Below are 16,740 nucleotides of genomic sequence, written 5' to 3' on the forward strand. Positions count from 1 at the left end.
TGTTCTGGCGCACCACGCTGCCGGCGCAGGTCGAACTCTACGACATCGCCAAGGACCCGGGTGAGACGAAGAACCTCGCGGCCGAGAACCAGCCGATGGTCGCCGCGCTGCAGAAACGCATCGACGATCTCGCCAAGGAGATGAAGCCGTCGCTGTTCTTCCAGTCGACGTTCAAGGCCTATTTCGGCCGTAACGTCCCGGCCCCGGCCTTCCCTAACGACGACGCCTTCTTCGCCACGGGTGACTGAGCGGCGCCGCGCCATATAACACGATGAGCGTGTGAATTCCGTTGCATCCGTAGCGGTATGGATCATGATGAGAGCCTGCCCTTGCGTTACCCGCGAGGGCAGGTCCAGATGCGACGACATGGGCGGGGGGCCAGATGTCACGCGCCGCAGCCAGAGCAGCTCTGCTTCACATGCTGCCAGCGTATCTGGCATCGGCCGGGGTGAAGCCCGACAAGGTCTTTCGCCAGGTCGGCATGAGCCCGGACGATGTCACCTCGGCAAAGGTGGTTTCTCGATCGCAGATTCACCACGCTCTCGCGCTTTCTGCACGCTATGTCGGGGTGGCTGAGATCGGGCTTTCGCTCGGCGCCACCGCAGATCCTGCGCAACTCGGCCCAATCGGCTTGGCAATGGAGGTCGGCGCAACGGCCGAGACCTGTCTTCAGGCCCAGATCAACTTGATGCCGACGATGCAATCGCATACCGCCATTGTGCTGCAGAAGCGCGATGACGAGATCGTCTGGACGCATCAACTCGTTGGCGACGACGAGTCGTCCTGGCTTCTGAACGAGGGCGCGGGAACCTTCATCGTGTCCATGCTTCGCCACCTCCTGGGCGATGGATGGGCGCCGAACCACATCAGCTTCCCGCATCACTGCAAGGGACGGCGCACGCGTTACGAGGACCATTTCCGGGCGCCAGTCAGCTTCGGTGACCAGGGCGAAATGCGTATCCACATGAAGCGCGCAGACCTTTCGACTCCTCTGCGCATGAAGAGCTCGGTTCGCGATCGCTTGCCTGGCTCCGCAAGTCAGGAGCTGATCGAAGCTTTCCGACCGAGCGTGAGCGACATCGACCTTGCAGTCCGCCGGATGGTCGATGCATCTCTGGCCCATCGCCCCGTCACGCTGTCCACCGCTGCTCGTATCCTGGGTTTGTCGTCCCGCACGCTTCAGCGCAGGCTGGATGATTGCGGGACCCCTTTCGAACAGATTCTGGACGACCGGCGACATCAGCTTGCGACAGCCTGGCTGAGGGATGAGCGCATCAGCGTGACGGAAGTCGCGATGAGGCTGGGTTACTCGGCACCGTCGCATTTCAACCGCGCGTTCCTGCGCTGGGAAGGTCGCCCTCCGATCGATTATCGTAGAGAGGGTGAATCCGCAGCTCCAGCGCGTTGAAATGATCAGATCAGCTCAGATCAACGCCGCGCTTTCAATATGTTTTGCGCGATGGCCAAGCCGGTCTGAAGGGCTCCATGCGCCGTCGAGAAATCCTGCATCGAGCAGGCTTCGCCGGCAAAGAAGAGCCTGCCATCGACATCTCCGGCGAGGACCACCCGCGCCTCGGCATGAGCGGGTAGCGCGTGGCTGTACGAGCCTCGCGCAAAGGGCTGGCGGGCCCAGCGCGATTGCGCGATCGGCTCCAGCCGGCGCCTGATCCCGGAGCCGAACAGTCCCGCCAGCTCGTCGCGCGCGAAAGCGGCAAAGGCATCGCCGTCGGCTTCGAATTCGCGGGCGGCCTCGCCGCCGACGAAGCCTTCTATCAGCGGCCAGCCGAAGGGCCGCAGATGATAGCTCGCCGTTCGTTTCACGAACGGATTGCCCAGGACCTGCGTGCCCGGCTCGAAACCGTCGCAATCGGACAGCTTGAAGATGATCTTGTCCGCCAGGCCTAGCGGCAGCGCGCCGGCGGCGTCGATATGGTCCGCTGCGCGCGGTGGCAGACGGATCGCGCCGGATGCAAGCACATCGGTCGGGACCGTGACGATGACGCGCGCCGCCTCGATCTCGCCTCTCGCGCTGGTCAATCGCAATGCATGGCCCGACGCGTCGATGCCGGTGATCCATGGCGACGTTGTCCGGTCGATATGGAAACCGAACTCCGGCGCCACCACAGCCCAGCCGTTGCGGTCCGCCGAATGGAGCCAGCCACAGCCGAGGTGGAAATGCAGGCCGTCGTGGAAGGCGGTGTGCGCCCGCCCGCCGATCCTGTCCGTCGCCTCGATCAGAAGCACGTCGAGCCCGGATGCGGCGAGATGCCGGCCCGCCGCGACGCCGCCGCGAGGATGACAGCCCCGAACATGATGGCGAGAAGCGACTCGAACAGGACCATGCCTCGCGATCTTATCCCCGTTAGCCGCGGTGTCGATCACGGTCGGTCGAGACTCGACATGGTCCTGGGCTACGCATTCGCTTGGGCATTGGGGACGCCGCAGCTCGGAAGCCGACATTCCCATCAATAGGGTGACAGGAGCCTGCGAAGGAAGCATCGGGGATGTCCGCTTGCCGGCCACCTGCGTTAGCGTCTACGGGAATGCGATGCGCAGGGCGGATCGAACGTGAACAGCCGTCAGATCGAGGTTTTCGCCGCCGTCATGAAAGCGGGAACCGTCTCGCGGGCGGCTGAAATCCTCGGGGTCACCCAGCCCGGCGTGAGCCGATTGATCGCAGAGCTCGAGAGATCGCTGGGCTTCGCCCTGTTCGACCGGGTGCGCAACCGCATCGTGCCGACGCCGGAAGGACGAATCTTCTTCGCCGAGGTCGAGGCCAATTTCCGCGGCATGGACCGGCTGCGCGCCGGCGCAGCCCGCATCCGCGACTACGGAGCCGGGCAGCTCCGGGTTGCGACCCTCTCGGCGCTGAGCTCGTCCATCGTCCCGAACGCCGTGCTGCGCTTCCGCACCCTGCGCCCCGACGCGACCGTCACGCTGATGGTCCTGCCATCGCGGGACGTTCGCGACGGCGTCGCGTCCGGCATCTACGATGTCGGCCTCGCCGCCGACGAGATCGATGTCACCGGCGTCGTCCACCAGGTCTTCGTCCAGCCGCGCGCACTCTGCGCCATGCCGCTCGGCCATCCCCTGGCCGAACGCGAGACGATCGGCCCGCATGACCTGTCGGGCGTCGAATTCGTGGCCTATGTGCCGGAGGATCGCGCCCGGCAGCGCTTCGACATGATCATGTCGGAGGCGGGGGCGGCGCCGCCGCGCGTCGTGGTCGAGACGATCCATGCGGCGACGGTCTGCGCGTTGGTGGCGCAGGGTGTCGGCGTCGGGTTGATCAGCCCGTATGCGATCGCGGGTCACGACCAGAGCCAGCTCGTCTTGCGTCCGTTCGAGCCGGCGGTGCAGAGCCGCAGCTTCCTCATCCTGCCGCCGGACCGTCCGAAATCGCAGCTCGTGCGCGACTTCATCGACTGCCTGATGGAAGCGCGCTGAAGCCATAACAATACGGCATCGAGTTATACCTTCGCTCGAATGGCCAGACCTCCCTCGCCGGCTATCCTCCCTCGAAATGCGCCAGAGACGCTCTTTCGAGGGGTACCGATGAATTCGACCATGCCGCGGGCTGCCAAGCCTGCAAGCAATGAGGCACGACCTCAGACGCAGCCTCCCGATGTAAGCGCGCGACGCTCGTCTTCCCCCAGATCCTGTGCCGTGCAGAGCAACCGTTTCGGATCGGAGCCCGACATGACCATCACCACGCGTCGCCGCCTTCCTCTTCTGATGGCCTGCGCCTTTACTGCCTTGTCCGCATTTGCCGGCCTTGGCGCCTCTCCGGCGCAGGCGCAGTCCTCGGAATGGGCCGGCAAGAAGCTGGTCGTCGGGATCCATAACCGCACGCCTTGGGCCTATCGCGACAAGGACAACAAGGTCGTCGGCATTCATCCGGACGTGATCCGCGCCGCCTTCGCTCCGCTCGGCGTCAAGGATTTCGAGTTCGTGGTTTCCGATTTCGGCGCGATGATCCCAGGCCTCCTGGCCGGCCGTTTCGACATCATCGCGTCCGGTGTCGCGATCACGCCGCCGCGCTGCGAGCAGGTGCTGTTCAGCGAGCCGGACGTGGCTGTGGGCGACAGCCTGCTGGTCAAGACCGGCAACCCGCTGAACCTGCATTCCTACGAGGACATCGCGAAGAATCCGAAGGTGCGCCTCGCCGGCGGCCGCGGCTCGGAGAACACCAAGAACGCCATCGCCGCCGGCGTGCCGGAAGCGCAGATCGCGCTTTTCCCGAACAACGAGGCCGCGGTCAGCGCTATCCTCGCGGACCGAGCCGACGTCACCACCCTTTCGGTGCCGAGCGCCATCGGCGTGATCGACGAGCAGAAGGTCGCGGGCGTCGAGCGCGCCGTGCCGTTCAAGGGGCTGATCAAGCCGAACGGCCAGCCGGCCAAGCTCTATACCGGCACGGTCTTCCCCAAGAGCAGCGCCAAGCTCCGCGACGCCTATAACGCCGAACTCGCCAAGCTGCGCGCCAGCGGCGGCCTCAAGCCGATCATGGAGAAATATAACTTCACCGCTGACGAGGATGCCGGCGCCATCACCACGGCGCAGATCTGCGCCGGCAACGGCTGAGCGAAACGGCCGGCATTATGAGCTTTCTCGACGTCCTCTCGGGCATCTTCCAGGGGTTGAACGTCACGCTGACGGTGACCGTGCTCGGCATGCTCTATGCCGTGCCCTTCGCCTTCGCCGCCGGCATCGCCCAGCATAGCTGGCGCGGCCTCGCCTATGGCGCGATCACGGCCGTGATCGAGTTCTGGCGCTCGACCTCGGTCGTGATCCTGCTCTACGGCTTCTACTACACGCTGCCATCCTTCGGCCTGCGGCTCTCGGGCATCACGGTGGGCTCGATGGTGCTGGGGCTGCATATCGGCGCCTATGGCAGCCAAGCCGTGCGCGGCGCCCTGCAATCGCTCGACAAAGGCCAGAGCGAGGCCGGGCGATCGCTCGGCCTGCGCGGCTGGCAGATCCTGATGCTGATCGAGTTGCCGCAGGCGCTGCTCGCGATGGTGCCGACCTTCATCAATCAGTTCATCCAGCTGGTGAAGGGCACGGCTCTGGTCTCGCTGGTGACGCTGACCGACATGCCCTTCCGCGCCAAGGAGATCTCGCAGCTCTTCTACGATCCGCCGAAGGTCTATTTCGCGCTGCTCGTCGCCTATTTCATCCTCTGCTACCCCGCGACGATCATCGGCCGCTGGGTCGAGCGCAAGATCGGCGCCGGACGGAAGCTCGACCATGCTGTTTGATCCCGGCTTCGCACTTTCGACCGTGCCGAAGATAGCCGGTGCGCTCTGGACCTCGATCCTGGTCGCGCTGCTGAGCTGTGTCGGCGCGTCGCTGCTCGGCTTCGGCCTGGAGATCGCACGGCGCAGCAACCGGGTGATGCGCTATGCGATGCGCTTCCTGATCGATTTCATCCGCTCGACGCCGCTGCTCGTGCAGCTCTACTTCGTGCTGCCGTCCTACGGCATCAAGCTGCCGGCGCTCGCCATCGGCGTCATCGCGATCAGCCTCTATTACAGCGGCTATCTGGCCGAGGTCTTCAAGGCTGGCATCGACGGCGTGAAGCCCGGCCAGTTCGAGGCGGCGCGCGCGCTCGGCCTCACGCGTTTGCAGACCGTCGTGCTGGTGATCGCGCCGCAGATGCTGCGCAATATCGCCGCCCCCTGGGCAACTACTTCATCGGCATCTTCAAATCGACGCCCTATCTCGCTGCCATCGCGGTCTACGAAGCCTTCGGCGCGGCACTCGACATCGCCTCCGACACCTTCCGCTACACCGAGCCGATGGTCGTGGTCGGCGCGGTCTTCCTCGCCATCGCCCTCGTGCTCGCCTGGTTCGTCAGGCGGCTGGAAGAGCGCCTGCTGCTTTCGGCGAAACGCTGATCACCTACCGACGGACCGATCATGGATACCACCCTCCTCCCCCGGCTGACCGAATGGCGCCGCCATCTCCACGCTCATCCCGAGCTCTCCGAGCAGGAGACGAAGACCTCGGCCTTCCTCCAGGACCGCCTTCGCGAGCTCGGCATCCCTTTCGAGGCGGGCGTCGGCGGCACCGGCATCGTGGCGACGCTGTCGCGGCCGGGCTCGAACCGTTCGGTCGGCCTGCGCGGCGACATCGACGCCCTGCCGATCGCCGAGCGCAGCGACGCACCCTATGCCTCGCAGGTGTCGGGCGTGATGCATGCCTGCGGCCATGACGGCCATTCGGTCGCCCTGCTCGGCGCCGCGGCGATGCTGGCTTCCGATCCCGACTGGAAAGGTACCATCCAGTTCATTTTCCAGCCGGCAGAGGAGAATGGCGCCGGCGCCAAGGCGATGATCGCCGACGGGCTGTTCGAGCGCTTCCCGATGGAGCGCATCTTCGCCTTCCACAATTGGCCGGGGCTCGAAGCCGGAACCGTTGCCGTCCATGACGGGCCGGTGATGGCGGCCGGCGGGCGCTGGCAGGTGACCTTGCACGGCCTCGCCGGCCACGCCGCGATCCCGCACCAGACGCGCGATCCGATCCTGGCGGCGGCCCATCTGATCATGGGGCTGCACAGCATCGTCTCGCGCAATGTCGACCCGTGCGATGCCGTCGTGCTGTCGATCGGCCAGATCCATGGCGGCACGGTCAGCAACCAGATCCCCGAGAGCGTCACGCTGCTGGGCACGCTGCGGACCTATCGGCAGGAGGTGCGCGAAGCGGTCATCAAGCGCATGCAGAGCCTTATCGCCGGCACCTGCGAAGCCTACGGCATGCACGCCGATATCGAGATCCTCTCGAGCGGCCGGGCGATCATCAACACGCCAGCCGAGGTGAAGCTCGCCGTCGCGGCGGGGGAAGCCATCGGGGCCAGGGTCCGTACCGACCTTCGGCCCAGCACGACCGGCGACGACTTCTCCTTCCTGATCAAGGACAAGCTTGGCGCCTATGTCTGGATCGGCAACGGCCCAGCCGGGCCCGACGGCGAGCTCCACAACGCGCGCTACGACTTCAACGACACCATCCTGCCAGTCGCGATCGACTGGATGCACGAACTCGCCAAGCGCGCGCTGAATGACGAGCCTCCAAAGCCATAATGCCGCGGCATCGCCCGATACCGCTCGGCGGATTGTCCCGTTCTCTCGGCAGCTTGAGTATCGACCCGACAAGAGAAAACGACCATGCATGACCTGACACTTTGCGTTCACCATCCGGCCGTCGACGAGGAAGGCTATGCCTCGCTTGCCGTGCCCACGCACCGCGCCTCGACCATCGTCTATCCGGATGGCGCGAGCTTCATGGCTCGCAAATATCGCGGCTTCGACGGCTACACTTACGGGCTGCACGGCACCCCGACGACCCGCACGCTGGAAGCGCAATTGACGGCCTTGCACGATGGCGTGCGCTCCGTTCTGGTGCCGTCCGGGCAGGCGGCCGTGACCATCGTGATGCTGTCGGTGCTGATGCCCGGCGACAAGGTGCTGATCCCGGACCATGTCTATCCGCCGGTGCGCAGCTTCTGCGCCGAGTACCTTGAACCGCGCGGCATCGCCTATGGCGTCTACGATCCGCTGATCGGCGCCGGCATCGCCGATCTCATCGACGAGACCGTCAAGCTGGTCTGGGTCGAATCCCCCGGCTCCAATACGATGGAGGTCCAGGACGTACCGGCCATCGTCGCGGCGGCGAAGGCGAAAGGCGCGCTCGTCGGCTGCGACAACACCTGGGCGACGCCGCTGATCTTCAAGCCGCTGGAACACGGCGCGGATTTCGCCTGCGAGGCGCTGACCAAATATGTCGGTGGCCATTCCGACCTGCTGCTGGGTTCGGTGACGGTCAGGGACATGGCGCTGCGCCAGAAATTGAAGGAGACCCTGCGCGGTTTCGGTGTCGGCGTCTCGCCCGACGAGTGCCAGCTCGCCTTGCGCGGCATCGAGACCATGGGCCTGCGTGTCGCCCATATGGGCGGGGTTTCCGAGGATTTCGCCCGGCGGCTCGTCGATCACCCCATGGTCGAGCGCGTGCTTCATCCGGCCCTGCCCTCCTGCCCGGGCCACGCGATCTGGGAGCGCGACATGGGCCGCTCTTCGGGCCTCTTCAGCCTCGTGCTGAAACCCGTCGACGACGAGGCCATGAGCGCGGCGTTGAGCGCCTTGCGCGTCTTCGCGATCGGCGCGTCCTGGGGCGGAACGCGCAGCCTCGTTGCGCCGCAGGCCGTCGCATCAGATCGGACGGCAACAGCCTGGACCGCGCCAGGCCCACTGCTACGCATCAGCATCGGCCTCGAAGAACCTGACGAACTGTGGGCCGATCTCAGTCGGCTGCTGTCGGTGCTAGGGCAAGCATCCGCGAGCAAGGCGGCCTGACGGCAGGCAGTCTCGAAACCGCTATGACGGCGAGGCACGGTGCGAGAGGTGCAGAGCCAGCGAGGTTTCCTGCGGAGCACCCTCGGCCTCGCTCGTTTCGGTCCGACCGGCGCGGCTCATCGAAGCACACCATACCGACGTTCCCACGCGGGCTGTGGCCGGCGTTTCGGCGGACTCCTGGCCGCCCGCAATGCAGGGCGCCCCCTCGCTGGCGAACGCTTCTCAAGTCACAGGCTTGCTCCTACGGTCATCGCGAGACATCGACGCGAACCCGGCTCAGGAAGGCTTCCATGGCGCGCCACAACTTCGTTCCGACCCGCTATTCGAACGTGCTCGCCACCCTGCCGCCGGTTCTGGAGATCGCCAGCGGCGACAGCGTCGTCACCACCACGCTCGATGCGGCCGGCTTCGGCGGCGATGGTGAGCAGCACGCCCCGCGCGGCAACCCGATGACCGGCCCCTTCTTCGTCACCGGCGCCGAGCCCGGCGACGCCCTGCTCGTGACGATCGAGCGGATGACGCCGAACCGGAAGACCGGCTGGACCTATTCGCCCCTGGCACCCGGCGTGCTCGATCCCGGCATGCTGCACGAATTGCCGAAGCGCGAGCGCTACGAATGGGCGATCGATGCACAGGCCGGCACGGTGAAGCTGCTGGAGCCTTCCGCCCGGATCAAGGAGTGGAGCTTCCCCCTCGCGCCGATGATGGGTTGCTTCGGCGTCGCGCCCGAGCGCGGCCAGGCGATCTCGACCGCGACCAGCGGCGCCAATGGCGGCAATATGGATTACCGGCTGTTCGGCCCCGGCGCGACCATCGCCTTCCCGGTCTTCGTCGATGGCGCGCTGTTCTTCCTCGGTGACGGCCATGCCTGCCAGGGCGACGGCGAGATCGCCGGCACCGGCGTCGAGACTTCGTTCGAGGTCGAATTCTCGGTGAAGCTCATCAAGAAACAGAACCTGCGCTGGCCGCGCTGCGAGACCGAGACCGACCTCCTGGTGATCGCGAGCGGGCGCCCGCTCGACCAGCCCCTGCAATTCGCCACGACGGAATTGCTGCGCTGGGTCGGCGATGCCCTTGGCGTCGATCCGATCGAGGCGAGCCACCTGCTCGGGCAGGCGGTGCGATACGACATCGCCAATGTCTTCAACCCCGCTTATTGCGTCGCCGCCCGGCTGGAGAAGACCGGACTCACGCGCGCGATGTCGTTTCGCGACCGCGGCTGATCCCCTTCACTCACCTTCGAAACGCCGACCAAGAAGATCGACCATGTCCGAGAATACCGCCGCCCTGAAAGCCGAGCTGCTTCAGGCGATCGACCAGCGACGCGACGAGATCGTCGAACTGTTGCGCCGCTTCCTGCGCATCAAGAGCGTCAACCCGCCGGGCGACACGCGCGAGGCTGCGGCCTTCGTGCGCGAACTGCTCGATGCCACCGGCGTGGCGCATCGCACCGAGGCCTTCGTGCCGGAGATGCCGAACATCATCAGCCGCTGGGAGGCCGGAAAGCCCGGCAGACACCTCATGCTCAACGGCCATATGGATATCTTCCCGGTCACCAACGAGAAGCTCTGGGAGGCCGAGATCGTCGACGGCAAGATCATGGGCCGCGGCGCTTCCGACATGAAGACCGGGACGCTGGCCTCGATCCTCGCCTTCTGCCAGCTCTTTCCCCACCGCGAGAAACTCAACGGCGCGCTGTCGCTGACCGTGGTCTCGGACGAGCAGTCCGGCGGTCGCTACGGCACGAAATTCTTGTTCGACGAATTCGGCGAAGAGATGGAGGCCGATTGCTGCCTGAACGGCGAGCCGAGCGGCCTCGCCAACCTGCGCTTCACCGAGAAGGGCACCTTGCGCTTCTCGCTCTCGGCCAAGAGCATCGGCGGCCATGGCGGCTATGCCCACCGGGCGCGCAATCCGATCGCGGATGTGAGCCGGCTCGTGACCGCGATCTATGACCGCTACCATCTCAAGCTCGCCGCGCTGCCGCCCGAGATCGACGCGGTGCTGACCTCGCCCGAGACGATCGCCGCGGCCGATCTCAACCTCGGCAAGGGCGCGGGCGATGTCGCAAGGCGCATCACCGTCAATGTCGGCATCCTGCAGGGCGGGCAGAAGGCGACACAGATTCCGACGCATTGCATTGCACATCTCGACATGCGCATCCCGATCGGCTCCGACCGCGACGCGATCCGCGCCGATCTCGAAAGCCTCGCGCGCGAGGCGGATTGCGAGATGGTGGTCAATGAGGACCACAGCTATCCCGCGAGCCTGACCGATCCGTTCAGCGAGATGGCCAATATCTTGCGCGGCAATATCCGCGAGCTGCTCGGCCATGACGCGCCGCCGGTCTCGAGCCTCGGCGGCACCGATACGCGCTATTGGCGCTGGCGTGGGGTGCCCGCCCTGATCTGCGGCCCCTCCCCGATCAGCATGGGCACAGACGAGGAGCACGTCACCGTCGACGAGGCGATCGCGGTGATGAAGCTGCACGTCGCCTGCGCGGTCGACTATCTCGGCTCGACCGGGCCGACCGCGATGTAAGGCTCAGGCCCCGGGGACAGGCGCCTCTTCGGCGAGCAGGCCCTGTACCTTGAGATCACGCCAGAGCGCGGCCGGCACCGGCCGCGCGACGAGATCGAGATTGCGTGCGACCTCCTGCGGCGTCACCGCGCCGAGCACGATCGTCGCAACCGCCGGATGGGCGGCGCAGAAAGCCAGCGCCGCCTGCGGCAGGGCGACACCATGCCTGGCGCAAACCGCCTCGATGCGGGTGACGCGGGTCAGCACCTCTGGCGGCGCCGGCTTGTAGTTGTAGAAGGCTCCGGGTTTTGCACCGGTGGCGAGGATGCCGGAATTGAAGACACCGGCCAGCATGACTGCGATTTTCTTCTCCAGTGCCAGCGGCAGGAATTCAGGCAGAGCGCCCTGCTCCAGCAGCGAATAGCGGCCGGCCAGCATCATCACGTCGAAATCGCCGGCACGGGCAAAGCGCACGCACATCTCGGCCTCGTTGACGCCGACGCCGATCGCCTTGACCGCGCCGGACGCGCGCAATTGCTCAAGGGCGCGATAGGCGCCGTCCATCGCCTCAGAGAAGCGCTGCTCCATCCGGTCGCCATGGGTCCAGACATCGACGTCGTGAATCAGCAGGATGTCGATATGGTCGGTACCGAGCCTGAGCAGAGACTGCTCGAAGGAGCGCATCGCGCCGTCATAGGAATAGTCGACCACCGCCGGATGCGGCAGTCCGCCGGTATAGCCCGAGCCGTCGCGCTTCGGCTCGCCGGCCTGCATCCAGCGGCCGACCTTGGTCGAGACGATGACGTTCTCGCGCGGCACACTGCGGAGCGCGGCGCCGATGCGATGCTCGGAGAGGCCATGGCCGTAGAGCGGCGAGGTATCGACGAGATTGATGCCGGCCGCGAGCGCGGCGCGAACCGTGTCCTGCGCCGTCACCTCGTCGAGATGCCCGTAGAGATCACCGAGCGGCGCGCCGCCGAAGCCGATCAGGCTGGGGATGAGGCCCGCGAAGGGACGGCCCGGCGGAACGGGACCCGGTTCCGTCCCGGATGGGGAGAGTTCAACGCCGTTCGTCATCGCTGATCCGGTAGGCAGGAGGGAGCGGCAGATTTGCGGATCGCCCGAAAGCGCGCAAGCCCTGCCCTCGCCTCAGGCCCCGACCTTTGCGAGCACATCGGCCCGCAGGAAGCGCTCTATGAACAGCATGAACAGCACCGAGGGCACGAGCAGGATCAGCGCCGTGATCGAGGCGACCTGATAATTGCCGCCCATCGCCGCGCTGTAGAGCAGGAGCGGCAAGGTCGTGACCTGCGGCACGCCGACGAAGAAGGTGCCGGTGAACTCGTCGAGCGATTCCAGGAAGACGAAGATGCCGCTGGCGATGATGCCGGGCGCCGCCAGCGGCAGCGTCACCGAGAAGAAGGTCTTCAGCGGCGATGCCCCGATATTGCGGGCGGCAAGCTCGAGGTCCTTGTCGACGGCGGCGAAGGCCGCAGCCGCGATCCAGACGGAATAGACCAGACCATGCGCGGCATGGACCAGCACGACGGCGAAGACCGTGCCGTTGATGCCGATATTGTAGAAGATGCGGGCGACGTTGATGTAGATCGCGACCGAGGGGAAAGCCTGCGGCAGCAGGAAGAGCACCATGAAGAAGGCGCGCGCCGGCAGCTTCAGCCGCGCCAGCGCATAGCCGGCGGGGATCGAGAGCGCGAGCGCGACGAGAACCGTCAGCACCGCGATCCAGACCGAGGTGCCGAGCGAGGCCATGGCGTCGCCGGTCGGGCGGAAGACCTGCTCCCAGTAACGCGTGCCGTAGACGACCGGCAGCTTGTAGGGCGTGTACCAGCGCTCGGCGACGGACCACAGCGCCAGATTGACCAGCGGCCCGATCAGAAAGAAGGCGAAAGCCGCGAGCGCGAAGGCGGCAAGGACCATGCGCAGGCCGGAGACGGCACGGATCATGGCGTGCCCTCCTTGGCCATGCCGCGCTTGAGATAGATGATCGCCGCGCCGGCCGAGATCAGATAGGTGATGACGCCGAGCGCATTGGCCGTGGCGTAGTCGCCATAGGCGTTGATGCGGAAGGCCATGTCGACGGTCAGCATGGTCGGCTGCGAGCCCGCGACCATCATCGGCACCGAGAGCACCGAGAGCATCGTCACGAAGGAGAGGACGAGCGCGACGAGGAGCTGGGGCATGACCTGCGGCAGGGCGAGTTCGACGAGGACGCGCATCCGCGATGCCCCGAGATTGCGGCCGGCCTCCAGCGTCGCACGGTCGAGCGCGGCGAGCGCGCCGGCGAGCAGCAAGGCGACGAAGGGCGTCTGCTTCCAGACGAAGGTCGCGATGATGCCGCGCCAGTCGAGGAAGCTCACCGCCTGCAGCGGCTCCATCAGCCCGAGCGAGACGAAGCTGTTGTTCATCAGCCCGTTCTTGGCGAGGAAGGTGCGCATGCATTGCGCCGCGACGATGAAGGGGATGAAGAGCGGCCAGCGATAAAGCGCTTTCAGCGTGCCGACGATGTAACGGTTCTCGCCGAGCGTCAGCGTGCCGGCGATGACGATGGCGGCGAGGCCCGTCAGCAGGCAGGAGGCAAGCACGATGACGACGGTGAAGACGACGTCACCGGAATAGAGCTCCCAGGCCTTGCCGAAGGCCTGCAGCGAGAAGCCGCCTTGCGGCCCCGTGAAAGCCGAGATCAGCGAGAAGCAGAGCGGATAGAGGAACAGCGCCGCGACGAGGGCGAGGCCGGGCGCGATCAGCAGCAGGGCGAGATTGCGTTGGGAGAGCTTCATTCCGCTGCGCTTCTTCGAGAAATCGCGTGGTCATTCCAGACAAGCCGCGAGAGCGGTGCCGATCCGGGATCCATGCCTGAACGGTTCCGGCATGGATCCCGGGTCTTCGCTTCGCTACGCCCGGGATGACGGCGTTTCCGCATCAACCCAGGCAGGAAACGGCTCAGTTCGCGACCTTCTTCTCGTAGCCTTCGAGGATGTCGTTGAAATAGGGGGCGATCGGGAAGGGCTTGGCGTTCTGCGACAGGTCGGTCGGGGTGATGTCGGTGAAGAGCTTGTCCCAGGCGGCCTTGTCGAGCTTGCCTTCGAGGTTCTTGGCGTCGATGCCCGGATACCAGTTGAACTTCTTGACGATGCCGTCGGCCTGGACCTGCGGGCTGGTGGCGAGCGCGATGAACTCCTCAGCCAGCTTCTTCTGCGCCGACTTCTCCGGAACCGAATAATACATCGGCTGGCCGGGCATGCCGGGCGAGGCGAGCTTCAGCTTCATGCTCGGCGGCAGCTTGCCGTCGGCCTGCCAGGAATAGAACATGTCGACCCAAACGGGTCCCATCGCGATCTCGCCGCGGTTGAGCATGTCGAGCGTGCCGGCATTACCGGGGGTGATCACGGCGTTCTTGTTGAACTCCTTGAGCTCGCCGAAGGCGGCGTCCCACTTGGCCTTCTCGGCCGCATCATAAGGGCCCTGGATCAGCTTGTTGGCGTCGCCGCCGAAGGCGTAGACCCAGCCGGCGACGAAGGCGACGCCGGACATGCCGCCCTTGATGCCGTTATAGCCGAACTGCTTGGGGTTCTTCTTCACCCACTCCTTCAACTCGGTGAAGTTGGCCGGGGGATTCTTCAGCATGTCGGCGTTGTAGGCCAGCGCCGTCTGCGACTGGAACATCGGCATGACATAACCGGAAACGTCGGAGCCGAGCGAGTTCTTGGCGGTCTCGCTGGAGACGAGCTTCGAGGTGTCGACATTGGCCGTGTACTTGGCAAGCAGGCCTTCCTTGACCATCTGGCCGGCGGCCTTCTGGTGGATGACGACCACGTCGAAATCGGTCGAGGCGGCGCCCTTCTGGGCATCGAGCTTCTCGTAAATCTTCTGCGAGCCGGAATCGCCCGGGCCCGTGCCGACCGAGACGACCTTCACGCCCGGATGGGCCTTCTCGAACATTGGCCCGAGATAGTCCTTGACATAGTCGACCATGTTCTGGTCGCCGGCGGAGGCGACGTTGAGAGTCTGCGCGGATAGCGGCGATGCCACGATCAGCGCGGCGAGCGAGCAGGCAAGCGTGAGGATGCGCATGTGTCTGACTCCTTGTCAGGCGGCGATCCCGGCCTCGGTCGCCGGGAAGATGTGAAGGCGCTGCAGCGGAATGCGCAGTCCAACCTTCGTTCCGAGTTCGTGACGGGCGACATCGTCGACCGTGATCTGACGGCCGGCGGCTTCGACCTTGTAGCGGTAGATGCCACCGGGGTAGGCGCGCGCGGCGATGGTGCCGGGGACGACGAGGTCGCCGCCTGCCGCGATCGCATCATGCGCGTCGAGGCTCGCAACATCGTCGCGGAAATAGGCGAGCGCCTCGCCGTTCGGCAGGGCAGCCGCGGCGTTGCCCGCAAGCGTCGCGCGAGCGGCACCGGAGGTGACTGACGCCTGGCCCTCGCCGCAGGTGACGCTGAGCGGCAACACGTTCTCCGCGCCCATGAAATTGGCGACGAAGGCGCTGGCGGGGCGGTCATAGACCTCCTCGGGCGTGCCGACCTGCGCGATATGGCCGGCCTGCATGATCACCAGCCGGTCAGCCATGGTCATAGCCTCCTCGCGGTCATGCGTGACATGGACGGCGGTGAGGCCGAGCCGTTGCTGGATGGCGCGGATCTCGTGGCGCATCACCATGCGGATCTTGGCGTCGAGATTGGAGAGCGGCTCGTCGAGCAGGAGGATGCCGGGATCGATGGCGAGCGCCCGGCCGAGCGCGACACGCTGACGCTGACCGCCCGAGAGCGCCGTGACCTTGCGGTCCTCATAGCCCGTGAGACCGAGGAAATTCAGCATCTCGCCGACCTTGGCGGCGATCTCGGCCTTGGACTTGCCACGCAGCTTCAAGCCGTAGCCGATATTCTGCAGCACGGTCATATGCGGCCAGAGCGCATAAGACTGGAAGACCATCGCCATGCCGCGCTTTTCCGGCGGCAGACCGGCGACATCCTTGCCGCCGACGACGATCGAGCCGTCCTCGACCGGGACGAAACCGGAGAGCGAACGCAGCAGCGTGGTCTTGCCGCAACCGGACGAGCCGAGGAGCGCGGTGAAGCTGCCGGGGGTGAAGTCCAGATCGATGCCATGAAGCACGCGCGTGCCGCCATAGGCGACCTTGAGGCCGCGCACGCCGATGGCCGCGCCGCTACCCGCTCTGGCTTGCGTTTCCGGCTGCAAGGCGCCTACTCCCCCGGTTCTGCTCTTATCGCCTGACAATGGAATATTTCTTCCACAATCGGCTCAGTTGAAATAAACGTTACGCACGGGGCGCAGTCTATGCAAGAGCTTTGTGAAAGTCGGATGACAGTGCGGATTCATTCTCTCTGGCTGATGCCCGCACCTGCGGACGAGGCGATGCTGGCCGGCATCGTCGGCGACCTGTCGAGCCGGTTCAGCACTCCTCTGTTCGCTCCGCATCTGACATTGCAGGGCGACACCGAGACGACGCCCGAGCTGCTCGAACAGGCGATCACGGCGGCAGCCGAAGCTGTCGCGGCCTTCGCCGCGCCGGTCTCCGTCGTCGAAGGGAGCGAGGCCTATTTCCGCTCGTTCTATGCCCGCTTCGCGGTTTCGCCTGCGCTGGCCAAGCTGAAGCAGGCGCTCGACCCCGAGGGCTTCGCGAGCTTCATGCCGCATGTTTCGCTGCTCTATGGGGAGGTCGAGGCCGAAGCGAAGGCTGCGGCGATCGCCGAGATCAATGCCCGCCTCGCCGGCCGCGCCATTCGTTTCGACCGCGTGGGCATCGTGACCTCCGGCCAGGACGTGCCGATCGCCGACTGGCGCGTCGTCGCGAGCGTCGCGCTGCGCTCGGCCTGAGCCTCTC

16 protein-coding genes and 1 pseudogene are annotated in these 16,740 nt (G+C 65.8%); 11 read left to right on the forward strand and 6 right to left on the reverse strand.

Annotated elements, in window-relative coordinates; genetic code table 11:
- Window positions 1-248: pseudogene (locus tag Q0Q36_RS16795) on the forward strand (sulfatase); the annotation flags it as partial.
- A gap of 134 nt (window positions 249-382) precedes the next feature.
- Window positions 383-1,408: an AraC family transcriptional regulator gene (locus tag Q0Q36_RS16800; RefSeq protein ID WP_293799437.1), complete on the forward strand. Its 1,026-nt coding sequence runs from the start codon at window positions 383-385 to the stop codon at window positions 1,406-1,408.
- A gap of 20 nt (window positions 1,409-1,428) precedes the next feature.
- On the opposite strand, the gene Q0Q36_RS16805 is transcribed toward Q0Q36_RS16800, so the two are convergent.
- On the reverse strand, window positions 1,429-2,523 hold the full coding sequence (locus Q0Q36_RS16805) for an FAD-dependent oxidoreductase (RefSeq protein WP_293799438.1): 1,095 nt from the start codon (window positions 2,521-2,523) through the stop codon (window positions 1,429-1,431).
- 45 nt (window positions 2,524-2,568) lie between these two features.
- Here Q0Q36_RS16805 and Q0Q36_RS16810 point away from each other — a divergent pair, with 45 nt between their 5' ends.
- The 8 genes from Q0Q36_RS16810 to Q0Q36_RS16845 all read left to right on the forward strand — a co-directional run bounded on the left by Q0Q36_RS16810 (window position 2,569) and on the right by Q0Q36_RS16845 (window position 10,892).
- Window positions 2,569-3,447 (forward strand): LysR substrate-binding domain-containing protein, encoded by an 879-nt coding sequence (locus Q0Q36_RS16810; RefSeq protein ID WP_293799439.1) that lies wholly within the window; start codon window positions 2,569-2,571, stop codon window positions 3,445-3,447.
- Window positions 3,448-3,699: 252 nt separating this feature from the next.
- Window positions 3,700-4,584, forward strand: a complete 885-nt coding sequence (ehuB, locus tag Q0Q36_RS16815; protein ID WP_293799440.1) for an ectoine/hydroxyectoine ABC transporter substrate-binding protein EhuB — start codon at window positions 3,700-3,702, stop codon at window positions 4,582-4,584.
- A gap of 17 nt (window positions 4,585-4,601) precedes the next feature.
- Complete coding sequence (locus Q0Q36_RS16820; protein WP_293799442.1) at window positions 4,602-5,261, forward strand: amino acid ABC transporter permease; 660 nt, start codon at window positions 4,602-4,604, stop codon at window positions 5,259-5,261.
- The gene (locus tag Q0Q36_RS16825; RefSeq protein WP_293799443.1) at window positions 5,251-5,949 is read left to right on the forward strand and encodes an amino acid ABC transporter permease; all 699 of its coding nucleotides are present in this window, start codon (window positions 5,251-5,253) and stop codon (window positions 5,947-5,949) included. The genes Q0Q36_RS16820 and Q0Q36_RS16825 overlap by 11 nt, the downstream gene beginning before the upstream one ends.
- The gene (locus Q0Q36_RS16830) at window positions 5,922-7,082 is read left to right on the forward strand and encodes an amidohydrolase (RefSeq protein ID WP_293799444.1); all 1,161 of its coding nucleotides are present in this window, start codon (window positions 5,922-5,924) and stop codon (window positions 7,080-7,082) included. Before Q0Q36_RS16825 ends, Q0Q36_RS16830 begins: the two co-directional genes overlap by 28 nt.
- A gap of 84 nt (window positions 7,083-7,166) precedes the next feature.
- Window positions 7,167-8,351 carry a PLP-dependent aspartate aminotransferase family protein gene (locus tag Q0Q36_RS16835; protein ID WP_293799446.1) on the forward strand — a complete coding sequence of 395 codons (1,185 nt, stop codon included), beginning with the start codon at window positions 7,167-7,169 and terminating at the stop codon, window positions 8,349-8,351.
- A gap of 290 nt (window positions 8,352-8,641) precedes the next feature.
- Entirely contained in the window at window positions 8,642-9,574 is a 933-nt protein-coding gene (locus Q0Q36_RS16840; protein ID WP_293799447.1) for an acetamidase/formamidase family protein, read from the forward strand.
- Window positions 9,575-9,617: 43 nt separating this feature from the next.
- A complete protein-coding gene (locus Q0Q36_RS16845) occupies window positions 9,618-10,892 on the forward strand; it encodes a M20/M25/M40 family metallo-hydrolase (RefSeq protein ID WP_293799482.1) in 1,275 nt (424 codons plus the stop codon).
- A gap of 3 nt (window positions 10,893-10,895) precedes the next feature.
- Here Q0Q36_RS16845 and Q0Q36_RS16850 read toward each other — a convergent pair whose 3' ends face one another.
- From Q0Q36_RS16850 to Q0Q36_RS16870, 5 genes are all read right to left on the reverse strand, one after another.
- Window positions 10,896-11,948: an aldo/keto reductase gene (locus tag Q0Q36_RS16850; RefSeq protein WP_293799483.1), complete on the reverse strand. Its 1,053-nt coding sequence runs from the start codon at window positions 11,946-11,948 to the stop codon at window positions 10,896-10,898.
- 72 nt (window positions 11,949-12,020) lie between these two features.
- Window positions 12,021-12,836 carry an ABC transporter permease gene (locus Q0Q36_RS16855; protein WP_293799485.1) on the reverse strand — a complete coding sequence of 272 codons (816 nt, stop codon included), beginning with the start codon at window positions 12,834-12,836 and terminating at the stop codon, window positions 12,021-12,023.
- Window positions 12,833-13,669: an ABC transporter permease gene (locus Q0Q36_RS16860; RefSeq protein WP_293799487.1), complete on the reverse strand. Its 837-nt coding sequence runs from the start codon at window positions 13,667-13,669 to the stop codon at window positions 12,833-12,835. The genes Q0Q36_RS16855 and Q0Q36_RS16860 overlap by 4 nt, the downstream gene beginning before the upstream one ends.
- A 163-nt stretch (window positions 13,670-13,832) precedes the next feature.
- A complete protein-coding gene (locus Q0Q36_RS16865) occupies window positions 13,833-14,963 on the reverse strand; it encodes an extracellular solute-binding protein (RefSeq protein WP_293799489.1) in 1,131 nt (376 codons plus the stop codon).
- 15 nt (window positions 14,964-14,978) lie between these two features.
- The gene (locus tag Q0Q36_RS16870) at window positions 14,979-16,094 is read right to left on the reverse strand and encodes an ABC transporter ATP-binding protein (protein ID WP_293799491.1); all 1,116 of its coding nucleotides are present in this window, start codon (window positions 16,092-16,094) and stop codon (window positions 14,979-14,981) included.
- 123 nt (window positions 16,095-16,217) lie between these two features.
- Here Q0Q36_RS16870 and Q0Q36_RS16875 point away from each other — a divergent pair, with 123 nt between their 5' ends.
- Window positions 16,218-16,733 (forward strand): 2'-5' RNA ligase family protein, encoded by a 516-nt coding sequence (locus Q0Q36_RS16875; protein ID WP_293799493.1) that lies wholly within the window; start codon window positions 16,218-16,220, stop codon window positions 16,731-16,733.
- Window positions 16,734-16,740: the final 7 nt, after the last annotated feature.

This window comes from uncultured Allobosea sp., assembly GCF_945957345.1.
Taxonomy (GTDB): Bacteria; Pseudomonadota; Alphaproteobacteria; order Rhizobiales; family Beijerinckiaceae; genus Allobosea.